General features: G+C 68.5%; 16 protein-coding genes. 8 read left to right on the forward strand and 8 right to left on the reverse strand.

Translation table 11 applies throughout. The features are described from left to right. Positions 1-44 precede the first annotated feature (44 nt). Positions 45-827 carry a class I SAM-dependent methyltransferase gene (locus AC3WOH_RS09985; RefSeq protein ID WP_492229202.1) on the reverse strand — a complete coding sequence of 261 codons (783 nt, stop codon included), beginning with the start codon at positions 825-827 and terminating at the stop codon, positions 45-47. A gap of 100 nt (positions 828-927) precedes the next feature. On the opposite strand from AC3WOH_RS09985, the gene AC3WOH_RS09990 reads away from it, so the two are divergent. After that, a complete protein-coding gene (locus tag AC3WOH_RS09990) occupies positions 928-1,806 on the forward strand; it encodes a LysR family transcriptional regulator (protein WP_492229203.1) in 879 nt (292 codons plus the stop codon). 81 nt (positions 1,807-1,887) lie between these two features. Here the strand turns inward: AC3WOH_RS09990 and AC3WOH_RS09995 are convergent, their stop codons facing one another. The 3 genes from AC3WOH_RS09995 to AC3WOH_RS10005 form a co-directional block, all read right to left on the reverse strand. Further along, complete coding sequence (locus tag AC3WOH_RS09995; RefSeq protein ID WP_492229204.1) at positions 1,888-3,405, reverse strand: tripartite tricarboxylate transporter permease; 1,518 nt, start codon at positions 3,403-3,405, stop codon at positions 1,888-1,890. A 15-nt stretch (positions 3,406-3,420) separates the two neighbouring features. Beyond that, on the reverse strand, positions 3,421-3,939 hold the full coding sequence (locus AC3WOH_RS10000) for a tripartite tricarboxylate transporter TctB family protein (RefSeq protein ID WP_492229205.1): 519 nt from the start codon (positions 3,937-3,939) through the stop codon (positions 3,421-3,423). A 113-nt stretch (positions 3,940-4,052) separates the two neighbouring features. Continuing rightward, positions 4,053-5,012 (reverse strand): Bug family tripartite tricarboxylate transporter substrate binding protein, encoded by a 960-nt coding sequence (locus AC3WOH_RS10005; protein WP_492229206.1) that lies wholly within the window; start codon positions 5,010-5,012, stop codon positions 4,053-4,055. 342 nt (positions 5,013-5,354) lie between these two features. Between AC3WOH_RS10005 and AC3WOH_RS10010 the strand changes: the two genes are divergently transcribed. Genes AC3WOH_RS10010 through AC3WOH_RS10020 form a run of 3 tightly spaced genes read left to right on the forward strand, consistent with a single transcriptional unit; the run spans position 5,355 to position 7,959 of the window. Then, positions 5,355-6,053, forward strand: coding sequence for a response regulator (locus AC3WOH_RS10010; RefSeq protein ID WP_492229207.1), 699 nt, complete (start codon positions 5,355-5,357; stop codon positions 6,051-6,053). After that, positions 6,050-7,537: a sensor histidine kinase gene (locus AC3WOH_RS10015; protein WP_492229208.1), complete on the forward strand. Its 1,488-nt coding sequence runs from the start codon at positions 6,050-6,052 to the stop codon at positions 7,535-7,537. Before AC3WOH_RS10010 ends, AC3WOH_RS10015 begins: the two co-directional genes overlap by 4 nt. Next, positions 7,534-7,959: an RNA-binding S4 domain-containing protein gene (locus tag AC3WOH_RS10020; protein WP_184861335.1), complete on the forward strand. Its 426-nt coding sequence runs from the start codon at positions 7,534-7,536 to the stop codon at positions 7,957-7,959. The genes AC3WOH_RS10015 and AC3WOH_RS10020 overlap by 4 nt, the downstream gene beginning before the upstream one ends. A 4-nt stretch (positions 7,960-7,963) precedes the next feature. Here AC3WOH_RS10020 and AC3WOH_RS10025 read toward each other — a convergent pair whose 3' ends face one another. The 4 genes from AC3WOH_RS10025 to AC3WOH_RS10040 are packed head-to-tail and all read right to left on the reverse strand — an operon-like array spanning position 7,964 to position 11,125. Then, on the reverse strand, positions 7,964-8,620 hold the full coding sequence (locus AC3WOH_RS10025) for an ATP-binding cassette domain-containing protein (RefSeq protein ID WP_492229209.1): 657 nt from the start codon (positions 8,618-8,620) through the stop codon (positions 7,964-7,966). Beyond that, positions 8,617-9,351 carry an ABC transporter ATP-binding protein gene (locus AC3WOH_RS10030; RefSeq protein ID WP_492229210.1) on the reverse strand — a complete coding sequence of 245 codons (735 nt, stop codon included), beginning with the start codon at positions 9,349-9,351 and terminating at the stop codon, positions 8,617-8,619. Before AC3WOH_RS10030 ends, AC3WOH_RS10025 begins: the two co-directional genes overlap by 4 nt. Continuing rightward, the gene (locus AC3WOH_RS10035) at positions 9,348-10,097 is read right to left on the reverse strand and encodes an ABC transporter ATP-binding protein (protein ID WP_492229211.1); all 750 of its coding nucleotides are present in this window, start codon (positions 10,095-10,097) and stop codon (positions 9,348-9,350) included. The genes AC3WOH_RS10030 and AC3WOH_RS10035 overlap by 4 nt, the downstream gene beginning before the upstream one ends. Next, entirely contained in the window at positions 10,094-11,125 is a 1,032-nt protein-coding gene (locus tag AC3WOH_RS10040) for a branched-chain amino acid ABC transporter permease (RefSeq protein WP_492229212.1), read from the reverse strand. Before AC3WOH_RS10040 ends, AC3WOH_RS10035 begins: the two co-directional genes overlap by 4 nt. Before the next feature lie 121 nt (positions 11,126-11,246). Between AC3WOH_RS10040 and AC3WOH_RS10045 the strand changes: the two genes are divergently transcribed. From AC3WOH_RS10045 to AC3WOH_RS10060, 4 genes are read left to right on the forward strand one after another with little or no spacing between them, the layout of a single operon-like run. Beyond that, entirely contained in the window at positions 11,247-12,110 is an 864-nt protein-coding gene (locus tag AC3WOH_RS10045; RefSeq protein WP_492229213.1) for a MurR/RpiR family transcriptional regulator, read from the forward strand. Beyond that, positions 12,107-14,047, forward strand: coding sequence for a bifunctional 5-dehydro-2-deoxygluconokinase/5-dehydro-2-deoxyphosphogluconate aldolase (locus tag AC3WOH_RS10050; RefSeq protein WP_492229214.1), 1,941 nt, complete (start codon positions 12,107-12,109; stop codon positions 14,045-14,047). Before AC3WOH_RS10045 ends, AC3WOH_RS10050 begins: the two co-directional genes overlap by 4 nt. A 13-nt stretch (positions 14,048-14,060) precedes the next feature. Next, entirely contained in the window at positions 14,061-14,966 is a 906-nt protein-coding gene (locus tag AC3WOH_RS10055) for an NAD(P)-dependent oxidoreductase (protein WP_492229215.1), read from the forward strand. A gap of 49 nt (positions 14,967-15,015) precedes the next feature. After that, positions 15,016-16,335 (forward strand): ABC transporter substrate-binding protein, encoded by a 1,320-nt coding sequence (locus AC3WOH_RS10060; RefSeq protein WP_492229216.1) that lies wholly within the window; start codon positions 15,016-15,018, stop codon positions 16,333-16,335.

The raw sequence follows: 16,335 nt of genomic DNA on the forward strand, positions 1-16,335 counted from the left end.
GCTGGTTGCTCTGCGCCACGGCGGCACCAGGGCCACCCCGGGGTTCAGGGGTTCTCGCGGTTGATGAAGCTGTCCGGGCCACGGCCTTCCAGCCGGGGCAAGGGCTTGCCGAGGAAGTGGGGAAGCTCCGGCGGCTTGCGCGCCACGATGAACAGCCTGAAGTCCTTGCCCCGGGTGCCGTGCCGCTCGACCGAAACGATGTCCATACCCTGGCGGACGATGGCCTCGTGCAGCCCGGTTCCTTCGAAGCTCAGCACCGCAGGCGCCTTGCCGATGGCGCGCATCAGCGGTATCGCCAGCCAGGGGATGAGCGGGTTCATCTCGGCGATGCAGGGCGTCTTGGAGACCAGCAGGCCGCCCGGGCGCAGCGCCTGCATGGCCAGCTGCAGCGTATGGTCCAGGTCGCTCACCAGGTGCAGCATGTTGAAGGCCAGCACCACGTCGTAAGCGGCCCGCCCGAAGGCCGGCACCTCGGCATCGGCCACGGCGAAGCCCAGTTGCGGCACAGGCTGGGCCGCCAGCTTGGCCTGCGCAATGGCGATCATGCCGGCCGAGACGTCCGTCGCCAGCATGCGCCGGGTGAACGGTGCCAGGCGCAGCGCGGTGGAACCCGTGCCGCAGCCGATCTCCAGCACCTCCTGGTCGGCAGACAGCAGCCCCTGCACGCGCCGCAGTGTGGCCTCGTAGCCGGGCACGTCGGCCACCGGGTCGGCCGCGTACTTGGGCGCGATGCGGTCCCAGAACAAGGCCTTGCGGGCCGAAGAGGCACTGGCTTGCGGGAGCGGTGATGCCTTGGCGGCTGCTGCGGTGGAGGTAGGGGTCGGCATGGGACGGGACAAGGGCGGTGCGATGGACAGCCACAGATGCTATCCATGCATGGTTACCCCGAGAACTGCCAGAAATTGCAGTAGCCATATACATTTACGCATGGATAAATTGGACTGGAACCAGCTCAGGGCATTTCTGGAGACCGCAGAGACCGGCTCGCTCTCGGCCGCCGCCCGCAAGCTGGGCCTGACCCAGCCCACGTTGAGCCGCCAGGTCGCCGCCATCGAGCAGCGCATGGGCGTGACCCTGTTCGAGCGCGTGGGCAAGTCCATGGTGCTCACCACCACCGGCCTCGATCTGCTGGAGCATGTGCGCGCCATGGGCTCGGCCGCCGAGGCCCTGGGCCTGGCGGCCACGGGCCGCTCGCAGGCAGTCGGCGGCGTCGTTTCGGTCTCGGCCACCGATGCGGTCGCTAGCTTCTTGCTGCCCCCGCTGGTGCGGCGCCTGCGCGAACAGGAGCCGGGCATCGTGGTCGAGGTGATTCCGTCCAATGCCTACAGCGACCTGCTGCGCCGCGAAGCCGACATCGCCGTGCGCCACGCCAAACCCGAGCAGCCCGAACTGATCGCCCGGCTGGTGCGCGAAGCCTCGGCCCATTTCTATGCCTCCGAAGACTGGGTGCAGGCCCACGGCCACCCGCGCCGTGCCGGAGAAGCGGCGCACCTGCCCTTCGTGGGCTCGGACCGCGCAGGCCAGTACCTGGCCTACCTGCAGCGCCACGGCCTGCCCGTGACCGAGGCGAACTTCACGGCCTATGCCGACCACACGGTGGCCCATTGGGCCCTGGTGCGCCAGGGCATGGGCATAGGCGCCATGATGGAAGAGATCGCCCAGGACACGCCGGGCGTGGTCCGCGTGCTGGACGAGGTGCCGCCCGTGCGCTTTCCGATCTGGCTGGTCAGCCACCGCGAGCTGCGCACGGCGCGGCGCATCCGGGTGGTATTCGAGGCACTGGCCCAGGGGCTGCAGGGGGACTGAGCCACCCGCGCCCCAAAGAAAAAAGGGCGGTACGGCAGAAACCTGCCATACCGCCCCAACTACCCAAAACAGTGTCGGGCCTCAGCCCGCAGCCGTGATCCCTTCGGCCGCAGCCTTGCGGGCGGCCCAGCGGCGCGCCAGGCGCGGCAGGATCAGCACGGCCAGCACGATGACGATCAGGGTCACCGAGCCGGGGCGCTCCAGGAAGATGGTCCACTTGCCTTCACCGATGGCGACGGCGTTGCGCATTTGCGCTTCGGCCAGGGGGCCGAGGATCATGCCCACGACCACCGGGGCCGAGGGGATGTCGAAGCGGCGCATGACCACCCCCAGGAGGCCGATGGCGTACAGCAGCACCAAGTCGAACGCGCTCTGGCGCATGCCGTACACGCCCAGCGTGGCGAACACCAGGATGCCCGCGTACAGGTACGACTTGGGGATCTTGAGCAGCTTGACCCACAGGCCCACCAGCGGCAGGTTCAGGATCAGCAGCATCACGTTGCCGATGTACATCGAGGCGATCAGCGCCCAGACCAGGGCCCCATTGCTGCTGAACAGCTGCGGGCCCGGCTGGATGCCGTAGTTCTGGAACGCGCCCAGCAGGATGGCCGTGGTGTTCGACGTGGGAATGCCCAGCGTGAGCAGCGGGATCAGCGTGGCCGTGATGGCCGCGTTGTTGGCCGCCTCGGGGCCGGCCACGCCTTCGATGGCGCCGGTAGTGCCGAACTCTTCCTTGTGCTTGCTCAGCTTCTTCTCGGCCGCGTAACTCAGGAAGGTCGGGATCTCGCTGCCGCCCGCGGGCACGGTGCCGAAGGGGAAGCCGATGGCCGTGGCGCGCAGCCAGGCGGGCCAGGAGCGGCGCCATTCCTGCTTGGTCATGTGCGTGCTGGTCAGCTTGTTCTGCGTCTCGTCGGTCTTGCCCTCGTACATCACGTTGTACAGGGCCTCGCCCACGGCGAACAGGCCCACAGCGATCAGCACCACCTCGATGCCGTCCATCAGTTCGGGCACGCCGAAGGTGTAGCGTGCCTGGGCGGTGAGCTGGTCGATGCCGATCAGCCCCAGGGCCAGGCCCAGGAACAGTGCCAGCATGCCGCGCAGCGTGCTCTTGCCCAGCACCGCGCTCACCGTGGTGAAGGCCAGCACCATGAGCATGAAGTACTCGGGCGGGCCCAGGCGCACAGCGTACTCGGCCACGAGGGGCGCGAAGAAGGTCACCAGCACAGTGGCGATGGTGCCCGCCACGAAGGAGCCGATGGCCGCCGTGGCCAGCGCCGCACCGGCGCGGCCGTTCTTGGCCATCTTGTTGCCTTCCATGGCGGTCACCATGGAGCCGGCCTCACCGGGCGTGTTGAGCAGGATGGAGGTGGTCGAGCCACCGTACATGGCGCCGTAGTAGATGCCCGCGAAGAAGATCATCGACGCGGTGGCTTCCACCTTGACGGTGATGGGCAGCAGCATGGCCACGGCCACGGCCGGGCCGATGCCGGGCAGCACGCCCACGGCGGTGCCGATGACACAGCCCACGAAGGCCCACATCAGGTTGATGGGGGTGGCTGCAGTGATGAAGCCCTGCAGCAGGAGGTTCCAGGTATCCATGGTATCGCGCTGGCTTTACAGCCACCCCGTGTTCGTGAGGCCGGGCAGGTTGATCGCCAGCAATTGGGTAAACATCCAGAACACCGGCGCGGCCACGGCCACACCGATGAAGAGGTCCTTGAGCCAGGCCATGGGGCGCAGATCGAGCTTGCCCTCGGAGCTCTTGAAGCCGCGCACCGCAAGCACGAAGCACAGCGCGCAGCTCAGGATGAAGCCCAGCGTGGTGATCAGCATGGCATTGAGCAGCAGGCCGGCCGAGACCCAGATGAAGCCCTTCCAGTGGGCGGTCTCGTCGCCCGAGCCCTCTTCCAGGTCGCGAAAGCCGCCCGTGCGCGCCTGGAGGATGGCCAGCACCCCGCAGACGATGAGCACGATGGCCACCACCCAGGGGAAGAAATTGGGGCCCACGCCGCCATAGCCCGCCTCGGAGCTGATGGAGGTGGCGCCCCAGGCCAGCAGGCAGCCCAGCAGCAGCGTGCCCGCGCCCACCGCCGTCTGCAAGGCCGTGGAGCGAGAGGAATGTTGTTGTGTCATGTTTTTATCCCGCGTGGAGCGCGGCGCGCAGGGCCGTGGCAGGCACTGCGCGCCGCAGGAGGGTGCGACGGTGGAAACAGCAGGCCAGGCCATGCAGCCCGGCCGTGGTCCGGTCAGATCATCCCGGACTTGACCATCGTGGCGCGCAGGCTGGCGAACTCGGCGTCGACGAAGTTGGAGAACTCGTCGCCCGCCAGCCAGGCCGGCGTCCAGCCGTTCTTCTCCATGGCGTCCTGCCAGGACTTGTGCTTGTAGGTCTTGGACAGCGCGTCGATCAGGTCCTTGCGCTGCTCGGCGGTGATGCCGGCCGCGCCGTACACACCGCGCCAGTTGCCGATCTCGACGTTGATGCCCTGCTCCTTGAGCGTGGGCACGTTCACGCCCTTCAGGCGCGTGGCCGAGGTCACGCCCACGGCGCGCATCTTGCCGGCGGCGATGTACTCGGCGAACTCGCTGTAGCCGCTGCCGCCCACCGTGACGTTGCCGCCCAGGATGGCGGCGGTGGCCTCACCGCCCCCACGGAAGGCCACGTAGTTGATCTTGGCCGGGTCGACACCCACTTCGCGGGCGATCATGGCGGCTGCGATGTGCTCGGTGGAGCCGCGCGAACCGCCGCCCCACTTCACGCTGCCCGGGTCCTTCTTGAGCTGGTCGACCACATCCTTCATGGTCTTGAAGGGCGAATTGGCGGGCAGCACGAACACGTTGTACTCGCTGCTCAGGCGCACCAGCGGCGTCACCTTGTCCAGGCCCACGGGCGGCTTGCCGGTGATGATGCCACCCAGCATCACGGCGCCCATGGTCATCAGCGAATTGGGGTCGCCCTTGCTGGCGTTGGCGAACTGCGCCAGGCCGATGGCACCGGCGGCGCCGCCCTTGTTGTCATAGGTCACCGAGCTGGCCACGCCTGCATCCTGCATGGCCTTGCCCAGGGCACGGCCCGTGGTGTCCCAGCCACCACCGGGGTTGGCGGGGATCATCATCTTGATGGCTGCAGCGGCCTGGGCGGTCAGCGGCAAGGCACCGGCTGCCGCCATGGCGGCCAGGGACTTGAGGAAGGTATCGCGACGCATCGTTGTCTCCTTGAATGATTGGCGAACCTGTCGATGATGCGCGCCGTGCCTGTCAAACGGCTGTCCATAAACCTAGGGAAAACCCCCTGTGCCGCTTCGCGTCTTCCCCCAAGGGGGACGCCGCCCCTGCGGCGGGGCGGCCACAGGAACCCTCCGCCCAATCCCTGCGGCCACTGGCGGCACGGACTCGGGCGGTCCGCCGCGTTGCTTCCCTTGCCAATAGCCGGGCTATTGGCGGCGAGAAGACGCCTTGCGCCCCATCCCGATCCGCACCACCAGTGGCCGCGAGGTTTGCCCGAAGGGTTCCTGCACGAGAGCACACAAAAGCCCGCTCGGAGTGATATGGTCCCGCGCATGAAATTGCTGCTTGTCGAAGACGATCCCACCATGCAGGCGACCTTGCACCGGGCGCTGAGCCGCCGGGGCATGGAGGTGACGCCCGTGGGCGATGGCCGCGCGGCCCTGGCGCAGTGGGCGGCCCAGCCGCCCGACGCGGTGGTGCTGGACCTCACGCTGCCCGGCCTCGATGGGCTGCAGGTGCTGCAGCAGGCGCGCACCCGCGGGCTGCGCACGCCGGTCATCATCCTCACCGCGCGCGGCACGGTGGGCGACCGCATCATGGGCCTCAACTCCGGGGCCGACGACTACCTGCCCAAGCCCTTCGACCTCGACGAGCTCGAGGCCCGCCTGCGCGCCCTGGTGCGCCGCAGCGCCGACCCCGTGGCCAGCACCGCCCTGCCCCCGAGCGTGCAGCAGATCGGCGCCATCCGCTACGACACCAACAGCGGTGCCATCTACCTGAACGGCGAGGTGATGGAGTTCACCCCGCGCGAGCTGGCGCTGATGCACGCGCTGCTGGCCCAGCCCGGCCACGCGGTGACCAAGGAGCGGCTGTACGAGCTGGTCTTCCCTGGCCAGCTCGACGTGCAGTACGAGGCCATCGAGGTCGTGGTGTACCGGCTGCGCAAGAAGCTCACAGGCACGGGCCTCACGCTCATGACGCTGCGCGGCCTGGGCTACCTGCTCAGGACGGATGCATGACCCGAAAGCCCCCGGGTGCCCCCCCCACGCCGCGGCCCCACTCGCTGCGCCGCCGGCTGCTGCTGGGCATTCTGCTGCCGGTGGTGGTGTTCATCACCTACAACACCATCAGCGCCTACCAGCAGACCCTGGCCTCGCTGAACACCGCCTACGACCGCACGCTGCTGGCATCGGCCAAGAGCATCAGCGAGCAGCTGGACGTGACGGGCTACGAGGAGGCGGCGCACCTGCGCGCCATCGTGCCCTACTCGGCGCTGGAGGCCTTCGAGGCGGACAACAAGAGCCGCATGTACTACCGCGTCTCCAACCTGCAGGGCGAGCTGATCTCGGGCTTTGACGAGCTGCCGCTGTGGAAGGGCACCATCCCCGCGCGCCCGCCGTACGCCGCACTGGTGGATTTCTACGACGACACCTTCCGCGGCCTGCCGGTGCGCGTGGCCGTGCTGCTGCAACCCGTGGCCAGTTCCACCGGGCGCGCCATGGCCGTGATCCAGGTGGCCGAGACGCTGGAGGTGCGCGAGGCGCTGGCGCTGCAGAACCTGCGCAACACCCTGCTGCGCCAGGCCCTCCTGATCGCCGTGATCGGCATCACCGTGGTGCTGGTGGTGCAGCGTGCCACCCAGCCCGTGCGCCAGCTCAGCCAGGAGCTGCAGGCCCGCCAGGAGGGGGACCTGAGCCCCATCACCGCGCCGGCCGCACCGCGCGAGCTGCAGCCCCTGATCGAGGGCACGAACGAGTTCCTGCAGCGCCTGCGCCACCTGCTGCGCCACCAGAAGCGCTTCGTGCGCGATGCCTCGCACCAGCTGCGCACGCCGCTGGCGGTGCTCAAGACCCAGGTGCAGTCGGCCCTGCGCGGCGACATGCCGGCCGAGCAGGCGCTGCACGAGATCCGTGACACCGTGGACCGCGCCACGCAACTGGCCAACCAGATGCTGGCCCTGGCCAAGGTGGAGCAGTTGCGCCAGCAGAGCGCCCCGCCCGTGACGCGCTTCGACGAGATCCTGCGCGGCGTGGCGCTGGAGATCTCGCCGCTGATCGCGCAGCGCGACCTGGACTTCGGCATCCACACCGATGCGGCCCCCATCGTCGCGCACGAGTGGATGCTGCGCGAGCTCACGCGCAACCTGCTGCACAACGCCGTGCGCCACGCACCGCCCGGCAGCGAGCTGTCGGTGGAGCTGCGCGCCGATGGCCGCCATGCCGCGCTCACGGTCAGCGACCACGGGCCCGGCATCGACGACGAGCTGGCGCTGCGCCTGTTCCAGCCGTTTTCGGCCGGCGACGTGCGCACCGGCAGCGGCCTGGGCCTGGCCATCTGCCAGGAGATCGTGCAGGCGCTCGGCGGCAGCATTGCATTGACCAACCGCACCCAGGCCGGCCGCATGCTCGGGCTCGACGCCGTGGTGCGGCTGCCACTGGCCACCTCGGCCGACGCCACCACCGGCGCTGCGGGCTTGCCGGAAGGGGCACAATCGGGCGCATGACCCCCACCGAGACGATGCGCCTGGACAAGTGGCTCTGGTGCGCCCGCTTTTACAAGACCCGTGGCCTGGCCACCGAAGAGATCGGCAAGGGCCGCGTCACCGTCAACGGCCAGGCCGCCAAGCCCGCGCGCGATGTGCGCCCCGGCGACACCGTGGCCCTGCGCCAGGGCCCCGTGGCCCGCACCGTGACCGTGCGCGCCCTGAGCGGCATGCGCGGCCCCGCCCCCGTGGCCCAGCTGCTGTACGAAGAGACCGCCGAGAGCATTGCGGCCCGTGAGGCCGCGGCCGAGCAGCGCCGCCTGGCGCCCGAGCCCGCCGCCACACTGCAGGAGGGCCGGCCGACCAAGCGCGACCGGCGCAACATCGAGCGCGTGAGCGCTCCGGACTGGGACAGCCGCTGGAGCGCGTCGATCGACGAGTGATGCCCTACGCGGCCATCGCCTGGGCGGGTGCCAACGCCCCCAGGTAGCTGCGCACCGCGGGGTCGCGCGCCAGGGTGTCGAAGTCCGGCGCGTGGCTCACCACGCCCTTGTTCACGAAGAGGAAGCGCTCACAGCTCTGGCGCAGGATGTCCACGTGGTAGGGCTCGTTCGGGTGCAGGCACAGAAAGACCAGCTTGCCCTTGCCGCGCAGCGTGGCGAAGAAGTCGAGCATGAAGCCGATGTAGCCGTCCTGCGTGTTGAACTGCGGCTCGTCGAACAGGTGCACCAGCGGTGAGTCGCTGGCCGCATGCTGCAGCAGAAAATTGGGCTTGCCACGCTGGAACGAGCGCACCTGGTAGGACTGGTGGTAGTGGATGGCCAGGCGGTCGCGCTCGCGCGTGCGCACCTGGTGTATGTCCTGGCCCTTCACCAGCACCCGCCCCGCGCTGGGCAGGTTGCTGCCCGTGATGAGCTCGAAAAGCGTGGTCTTGCCCGAGCCGTTGGGGCCCATCACGCCCACGACCTGCGGGCCATCGACCACGAAGTCGGCCGCCAGCGAGAAGGTGCGCTCCTTGTTCAACAGGCCGCGCGTGTAGTGCTTGGCCAGCTGGTCCACGTGCAAAAGCGGCGTTGTTGTTGCAGCAGCAGCGGCCATCGTCATACCCCCAGGAGCTGCATGCGCAGCGTGGTGTTGTCCAGCAACTCGCGCGCCGGGCCTTCGTGCACGATGGTGCCGGCGTTCATCACATAGGCCCGGTCGGCCACCTGCAGCGCGCTCTGCACGTTCTGCTCCACCACCAGCACGGCGATGCCCTCGCGCTTCAAGCGCTCAATGGTCTTCATCACGTCCTGCACCACCTTGGGCGCCAGGCCCTGGCTGGGCTCGTCGAACAGCACCAGCCCGGGCGAACCCAGCAGCGCGCGCGAGATGGCCACCATCTGCATCTCCCCGCCCGAGAGGTTCTCGCACTCGCGGTGCATCAGGTACTCCATGGCGCTGAAGATCTCGAAGCACTCCTTCTCGCTCCAGGCGCGAAAGCGCGTCTTCTTGCGCGCGATGGCCAGATTGCGCGCCACCGTCAGCGTGGGGAAGATGCGCCGGTCGTCCGGCACCCAGCCGATGCCGCTCTGGGCGATCTCGTGCGTGGCCGCGCGTGTCACGTCGCGCCCGTCGAAGGCCACGCCGCCGCTCCTGGCCGGCGTGAGGCCCAGGATGGTGCGCAGCGTGGTGGTCTTGCCCGCCCCATTGGGGCCCAGTAGCGCGACGACCTCGCCCGCGCCCACCTCCAGCGACACGTTGAACAGCGCCTGGGTCTCGGCATAGAAGGTGTTCACCCCCTGCAGCGACAGCATGGCTGGCGCGGGGGATGGCTGCTTGAGTACCGCGCTCATGCTGCCGGCGCCCCGAGGTTGGAGCGCTGCACCCACTCGTTGTGGCGCAGCTCGGCCGGGGTGCCGCGCGCGATGACCTGGCCCCAGTGGATGACCGACAGCGTGTCGGCCAGGCGAAACAGGAATTGCATGTCGTGCTCGATGATGACGATGGTGAGGTCCCGCTTGAGCCCGGCCACCAGATCGGCCAGGCGGGCCGTGCCCTCGGCGCCCAGGCCGGCGGTGGGCTCGTCCAGGAACAGCATGCGCGGCTCGGCCGCCAGCGCCACGCCGATCTCCAGCGCGCGGCGCTCGCCGTACGACAGGCTTTTGGCCTGCGTGCGCTCCTTGCCCTTGAGGCCCACGCGCGCCAGCACGGCCGCGGCCTGGTCCTGCGCGGCGCTATCGGCCCCCAGGTCGCGCCAGCCATTGAAGCCTTGGCGCCGCACGCGCGGGGTGGCCACCAAAACGTTGTCCAGCGCCGAGTCGTCGTTGAACAGGTTCATGATCTGGAACGAGCGCGAGATGCCCTTCTTCGCAACCTCGCGCGGGGCCAGGCCCGTGATGTCCTCGCCCGCAAAGGTCACGCGCCCCCGGTCGGGCTTGAAGCGCCCGGTGAGCACATTGAAGCAGGTGGTCTTGCCCGCCCCGTTGGGCCCCATGATGCCGGCCAATTGGCCCTCCTGCACACCGAGCGTGATGTCTTCGAGCACCACCTGCTCGCCGAACCGCTTGGACAACCCTTTCGCTTCGAACAACATGCTCATGCCTCCTTTTCCTTTATGGAGAGGGCCGGCGCGGCGGGCCGGGCAGCGGCTGCATCGCGGGCCCGGCGCATGCGCCAGTCCTGCCACATGCCGGCTACGCCTTCGGGCTTGTAGAGCACCAGCACCATGAACACCAGGCCATACCAGAGCAGCCAGGTCTCGGTGTAGGCGCCCAGCAGATCGCGCGCCAGGATGAAGACGGCCGCGCCGATCAGCGGCCCCCAGAAGCTCACCAGCCCGCCGCCGATCAGCACCATCATCACCACGAAGCCCGAGTTGTGCAGGCTCATCACGTTGGGATAGGCCGACTGCTGGGCCATGGCGAACAGGGCGCCCGCCAGCCCCGCCACCCCGGCCGACAGCGTGAACGCCAGCCATTTGTAGAGCCACACGTGGTAGCCCACGAAGGCGGCGCGCGTCTCGTTCTGGCGGATGGCGTTGAGCACCCGGCCAAAGGGCGAATGCACCAGCCGCCACAGCAGCGCCACGGTGACGGCGAACACCGCCAGGCAGAAGTAGAACAGCGCCTCGTTGCTCTTGAGCGGCAGCGATGCAAAACCCAGCTCCACCGGCAGGCGCTTGATATTGAGCAGACCGTCCTCCCCGCCCGTCACGGTGTGCCACTTGTTGGCGATGAACCAGAACACCTGCCCGAAGGCGATGGTCAGCAGCGCGTAGTAGATGCCGCGCCGGTGCGAGATGAACAGCCCCACCAGCGCACCCAGTATCGCCGCCACCATCACCGCGCCCACCAGATCGAACCACAGGTTGGCCCACAGCTTGTGCTGCAGCAGGCCGAAGGCATAGGCGCCGATGCCGAAATAGGCCCCATGCCCGAAGGACGGCAGGCCCGCCGTGCCCAGCAGCAGGTTGTACCCCAGTGCGAACAGCATCCAGATCATGATTTCCAGTGCCAGGTACTGGTACAGGCCTGCGCCCGCAATCCACAGGGGCGTGGAGAACAGCACCGCAACAGTAATGAGCAGTGGAGCAGGTAACGGGCTGGCTCGACCCGGAGTGAATTGCATGGCGGGAAAACCCTTGTTCGAATTGCCTTGTGAAAACAGAATGTACGTTCTAATATTCGATCACACAAGAATTTTTGTTCTAGTACTTTCCCGATACCCACCCGCCAGCACACGACGACCCATGGACAGCGCCACCACCTACGACGAGCTCAAGGACGCCATCACGCGCGCCTACCCCGACATGTCCAAGCAGCTGCAGCGCATCGCCCGCTTTGCCCTGGAAAAGCCGCAGGAACTGGCGCTGGGCACGGTAGCCGCGCTGGCCGAGGCCACCGAGGTCCAGCCCTCGGCCATGATCCGCTTCGCCAATGCGCTCGGCTACAAGGGCTTCTCCGATATGCAGCAGGTGTTTCGCGGGCATCTGGTGGAGCGCTCGGCCACCTACCGCGAGCGCATCGACCAGTTGCGCCGCGAGCAGGCCACCGGCCAGCGCGCGCCGGCCGGCGTGCTGCACCAGCTGACCAGCGAGTCCATGAACGAGCTCGGCCACCTGGAAGAGGCCGTGCGCGAGGCTGACCTGCGGTCCGCCGTGAAGCTCATCGCCGCTGCGGGCCGCGTGCATGTGCTGGCCCAGCGCCGAGCCTTCCCCATCGCTTGCTACCTGAGCTACGCGCTCGGCCAGCTGGAGCTCAAGACCCACTTGCTCGACGGCGCCGGCGGCATGCTCGACGAGAACCTGCGCTCGGTGGACAGCAGCGACGTGCTGCTGGTGGCCAGCTTTCGCAGCTACTCGCCCGACGTGGTGCACGCCGCCCAGACCTGCAGCCGCCGCGGCGTTCCCGTCATCGCCATCACCGACGGCCCGCTCTCGCCGCTGGTGGATCCGTCCCGGGTCTGCTTCGAACTGGCCGACGACTCCTCCAAGCCGTTCCGCTCCCTGGTGGCGCCGATGTGCCTGGCACAGGCGCTGGTCATGAGCACCGGCCACCACCTGGCCGAAAAACCCGCGCCGCAGCCGCGCACCCCACGAAAGGCCCGAGCATGAACCACGCGCCCCCCCGCCGCTTCGACGTGATCTGCATGGGCCGCGCCGCCGTCGACCTGTATGGCGAGCAGATCGGCGGCCGGCTCGAAGACATGCAGACCTTCAGCAAGTACCTGGGCGGCTCGCCCGCCAACACCGCCGTGGGCGTGGCGCGCCTGGGCCTCAGACCCGCCATGCTGACCCGCGTGGGCGACGAGCACCATGGCCGCTTCGTGCGCGAAGCCCTGGCCGCCGAGGGTGTGGACACCAGCCATGTGGCCACCGACGCGCGGCGCCTCACGGGCCTGGTGTTCCTGGGCATCCAGGACCGCGAGACCTTTCCGCTGGTGTTCTACCGCGACCACTGCGCCGACATGGCGCTCACGGCAGAAGACTTCGACGGCGACTTCATCGGCTCGGCCACGGCGCTGCTGCTCTCGGGCACGCACCTGTCGCAGCCCCGAACCTTCGAGGCCTGCCGCGCCGCCATCGCGCTGGCGCGTGAGCGCGGCACCCGCATCGTGCTGGACATCGACTACCGCCCCGTGCTCTGGGGCCTGACCAGCCCGGGCATGGGCGAGCAGCGCTTCGTGGCGGACGACAAGGTCACAGCCCACCTGCAGGGTGTGATCGCCGACTGCGACCTGGTGGTGGGCACCGAGGAAGAGATTCACATCGCCGGTGGCAGCACCGATACCCTGCAGGCGCTGCGCCGGCTGCGCGAACTCACCCCGGGCCTGCTCGTGGTCAAGCGCGGTCCCATGGGCTGCGTGGCCTTCGACCGTGCCATCCCCGACAGCCTGGACGACGGACTCCAGGGCCCCGGCTTCCCGGTGGAGGTGTTCAACGTGCTGGGCGCGGGCGATGCCTTCATGGCGGGCTTTCTGCGCGGCTGGCTCAAGGACGAACCCCTGTCCCAGTGCTGCGCCTGGGCCAATGCCTGCGGCGCCATCGTGGTCTCGCGCCACGGCTGCTCGCCGGCCATGGCCAGCTGGGTGGAACTGCAGCACTTCTTGCACAACGGCTCGCCCACGCGGCGCCTGCGCGAAGACCCGGTGCTCGAACACCTGCACCGCAGCACCACGCGCACGCGGCGCTGGGGCGAACTGGTGGTGCTGGCCTTCGACCACCGCTCGCAGCTCGAAGAGATCGCCGCACGCCATGGGCAGGGTGAAGCCGCCATCCGCAGCTTCAAGCAGTTGGTGGCCCAGGGCGCGCGCCACGGTGCCGGCACGCATGTGGGCGCCGGGGTGCTGCTGGACAGCCGCTTCGGCGAGGACGTGCTGCCCTCGCTCACCGGCAAGGGCTGGTGGGTGGGCCGGCCGGTGGAGCTGCCCGGCTCGCGCCCGCTGGCCTTCGAGGCCGGCGAGCACCTGGCCATCGACATGCGCAGCTGGCCCGCCGAGCATGTGGCCAAGTGCCTGCTCTACTGGCACCCCGACGACGGCCTGGCCCTGCGCGATGCGCAGGCCGAGCGCCTGCTGCAGCTGCAGGCGGCCAGCCACGCCACGCAGCACGAATTCCTGATCGAGGTGATACCACCGCGCGAGATGCTGCGCGACGCCGCCACGCTCCCCCGCGCGCTGCAGCAGATGTACGACGCAGGCCTCGCACCCGACTGGTGGAAGCTGCCCGCCGCCCAGAGCGACGCCGAGTGGCAGGACATCGCCCGCACCATTGCGCGCAACGATGCGCACTGCCGCGGCGTACTGATGCTGGGCCTGGAGGCGAGCGAGGAAACCCTGGCCCGCAGCTTCCGCATTGCCGCCGCCCACCCCGTGTGCCGGGGCTTCGCGGTGGGCCGCACGATCTTCGCCGAGGCCGCGGACCGCTGGTTCGCGGGCCAGATCAGCGATGCCGAAGTCATCGCTGACATTGCCCACCGCTATGCACGCCTGGTCGTTCTGTGGGACGAAGCCCGTGCGGGCATGTCCGAGGCCGTGAGCGCCATTTTCTGAAGGAGACACCCCCATGAGCACACCGAACATCGGCTTCATCGGCATCGGCATGATGGGCCATGGCATGGCCAAAAACCTGCTGGCCAAGGGCTACGCCCTGACCCTCAAGGCCAACCGCAACCGCGCCAACCTGGCCGACCTGCTGGACGCCGGCGCCAAGGAGGCAAAGAGCAATGCCGCCTGCGCGCAGGCCAGCGACATCGTCTTCATCTGCGTCACCGGCTCGCCCCAGGTGGAAGACATCGTCTACGGCAAGGACGGCCTGCTGGAGGCGGCGCGCCCCGGCCTGCTGGTGGTGGACACCTCCACGGCCGAGCCCGAGTCGAGCGCGCGCATCCGCGCCGACCTGGCGGCACGCGGCGTGAAGCTCATCGACGCACCCCTGGCCCGCACCCCCAAGGAGGCCGAGGAAGGCCGCCTGAACACCATGGTGGGTGCCGATGCCGAGGACTTCGCCACTCTGGAGCCCGTGCTGCGGGCCTTCTGCGAGAACGTCTTCCACGTGGGCCCGCCCGGCCACGGCCATGTGCTCAAGCTCGTGAACAACATGATGGCCATGAGCTTTGCCGCCTGCATCGCCGAGGCCTTCGCCGTGGCCGCCAAGTCGGGGCTGGACCTGAACAAGCTCTACAACGTGGTCTCGGCCGGCGGCGTGAACTGCGGCATCTTCCAGATGATGGCCAAGGAGACGCTGCACAGCGGCGACGTCACGGGCTTCAAGTTCGGCATTTCCAACGCACGCAAGGACCTGCGTTACTACACCCACCTGGCCGAGATGCTGCCCGTGGCGAGCTTCATGGGCGAGGCCGCGCACCAGAGCTTCGTGCAGGCCGTGAACCTGGGCTTTGGCGACAAGCTGATCGCCTCGCTCTTCGAGGCCCAGGAAAAGGCCAACGCCGTGGCCATCGTTCCCCGCTGATTTTCCCCTCATAGACCACAACAGGCACCCGCCGGACAAGGAGACAACCATGAGCGATTCCAAGGACAGCATTTCATCGCGCCGCTCGCTGCTCAAGCGGTCGGCCCTGGCCCTCGCGGGCGCGGGCCTGTACGGCGCGGCCCCGTTCTATGGCCCGTGGAAGCACCACCACGCCTGGGCGCAGACGGCGCAGAAGAAGCCGCTCATCATCGGCCTGACCATGGACGCCTCGGGCCTGTATGCGGCCTCGGGCGGCGAGGAGCGGCTGGGCGCGATGATGGCCATCAAGGAGTTCAACGACAAGGGCGGCGTGCTGGGCCGGCGCATCGAGGCCATCCACATGGACACCGAGACCACGCCCGCCACGGGCTCGCGCATCGCCGAGCGCATGATCACGCGCAACGACGCGGCCTTCCTCATCGGTGCGGTGCACTCGGGCGTGTCCAACGCCATCTCGCAGGTGGCGCAGAAATACGGCACGGTGTTCCTCAACACCAACTCCAGCTCGCCCACCGAGGCCGGCAAGGACTGCCACCGCACCAAGTTCGTGTGGGACGGCAACGGCACCAATTTTTCCAACGCCATCGTCAAGAACGCCATCAAGACCAGCGGACGCAACTGGGTGCTGCTGACCAATGACTACGTCTGGGGCCACAGCACGGCCAAGGCCACGCGCGCCGCGGTGGAGGCCAATGGCGGGCGCATCGTCGAGGAGCTGATGGTGCCGCAGAACACGCGCGACTTCTCGGCCTACCTGCTCAAGCTGCAGCAGCTCAAGCCCCAGGTGGTGGCCACCGCCGTGGGCGGCGACGACATCAAGGCGCTGCGCCAACAGGTGGTGCAGCTCAAGATGAACAACAGCATGGCCTGGATCAACAACCAGCAGGACTGGCCAGACGTGTATGGCCTGGGGCCGGACGCGATCTTCGGCGTGTTCGGCACCACCTGGTACTACCGGCTGAACCTGCCGGGCGTGCGCGAGTTCGTGGCGGCCTACCAGAAGCAGTTCCCGGGCATGGCGATCCGCGTGCCGGGCAATGTGTACCACAACGCCTACATGGCCACGCGCGAGCTGCTGCGCTGCGTGGAAGAAGCCGGCACCACCAACAACATCGCCATCATCAAGAAGCTCGAAGGCCGCAAGATGGCCGCGGCCGACCGGCTGCAGCACTTCGATGCCTGGATGGACCCGGTCACCCACCAATGCCAGCAGACCATCTACATGGCCAGCTACAACGAGCAGCCGGCCGAGAAGGACGACATCTTCAAGATCCTCGCGCAGATCGAGCCCCAGGAGGTGGTGGACAAGGATGCGGCCGGCGCCTGCAAGCTCGAAAGCTACGAGGCCACGCCGAGCTACGAGGCCTGA

The sequence above is a fragment of the Acidovorax sp. FW305-C-20-28 genome (assembly GCF_058783375.1).

What these genes read in the sequence shown, in the direction of transcription:
- AC3WOH_RS10035 (WP_492229211.1), bottom strand. Translation starts at nt 10,097, where the DNA reads ATGAGCATGTTGTTCGAAGCGAAAGGGTTGTCCAAGCGGTTCGGCGAG.
- AC3WOH_RS10025 (WP_492229209.1), bottom strand. Translation starts at nt 8,620, where the DNA reads ATGACGATGGCCGCTGCTGCTGCAACAACAACGCCGCTTTTGCACGTG.
- AC3WOH_RS10005 (WP_492229206.1), bottom strand. Translation starts at nt 5,012, where the DNA reads ATGCGTCGCGATACCTTCCTCAAGTCCCTGGCCGCCATGGCGGCAGCC.
- AC3WOH_RS09995 (WP_492229204.1), bottom strand. Translation starts at nt 3,405, where the DNA reads ATGGATACCTGGAACCTCCTGCTGCAGGGCTTCATCACTGCAGCCACC.
- AC3WOH_RS10020 (WP_184861335.1), top strand. Translation starts at nt 7,534, where the DNA reads ATGACCCCCACCGAGACGATGCGCCTGGACAAGTGGCTCTGGTGCGCC.
- AC3WOH_RS09990 (WP_492229203.1), top strand. Translation starts at nt 928, where the DNA reads ATGGATAAATTGGACTGGAACCAGCTCAGGGCATTTCTGGAGACCGCA.
- AC3WOH_RS10010 (WP_492229207.1), top strand. Translation starts at nt 5,355, where the DNA reads ATGGTCCCGCGCATGAAATTGCTGCTTGTCGAAGACGATCCCACCATG.
- AC3WOH_RS10015 (WP_492229208.1), top strand. Translation starts at nt 6,050, where the DNA reads ATGACCCGAAAGCCCCCGGGTGCCCCCCCCACGCCGCGGCCCCACTCG.
- AC3WOH_RS10040 (WP_492229212.1), bottom strand. Translation starts at nt 11,125, where the DNA reads ATGCAATTCACTCCGGGTCGAGCCAGCCCGTTACCTGCTCCACTGCTC.
- AC3WOH_RS10050 (WP_492229214.1), top strand. Translation starts at nt 12,107, where the DNA reads ATGAACCACGCGCCCCCCCGCCGCTTCGACGTGATCTGCATGGGCCGC.
- AC3WOH_RS10055 (WP_492229215.1), top strand. Translation starts at nt 14,061, where the DNA reads ATGAGCACACCGAACATCGGCTTCATCGGCATCGGCATGATGGGCCAT.
- AC3WOH_RS10030 (WP_492229210.1), bottom strand. Translation starts at nt 9,351, where the DNA reads ATGAGCGCGGTACTCAAGCAGCCATCCCCCGCGCCAGCCATGCTGTCG.
- AC3WOH_RS10060 (WP_492229216.1), top strand. Translation starts at nt 15,016, where the DNA reads ATGAGCGATTCCAAGGACAGCATTTCATCGCGCCGCTCGCTGCTCAAG.
- AC3WOH_RS10000 (WP_492229205.1), bottom strand. Translation starts at nt 3,939, where the DNA reads ATGACACAACAACATTCCTCTCGCTCCACGGCCTTGCAGACGGCGGTG.
- AC3WOH_RS10045 (WP_492229213.1), top strand. Translation starts at nt 11,247, where the DNA reads ATGGACAGCGCCACCACCTACGACGAGCTCAAGGACGCCATCACGCGC.
- AC3WOH_RS09985 (WP_492229202.1), bottom strand. Translation starts at nt 827, where the DNA reads ATGCCGACCCCTACCTCCACCGCAGCAGCCGCCAAGGCATCACCGCTC.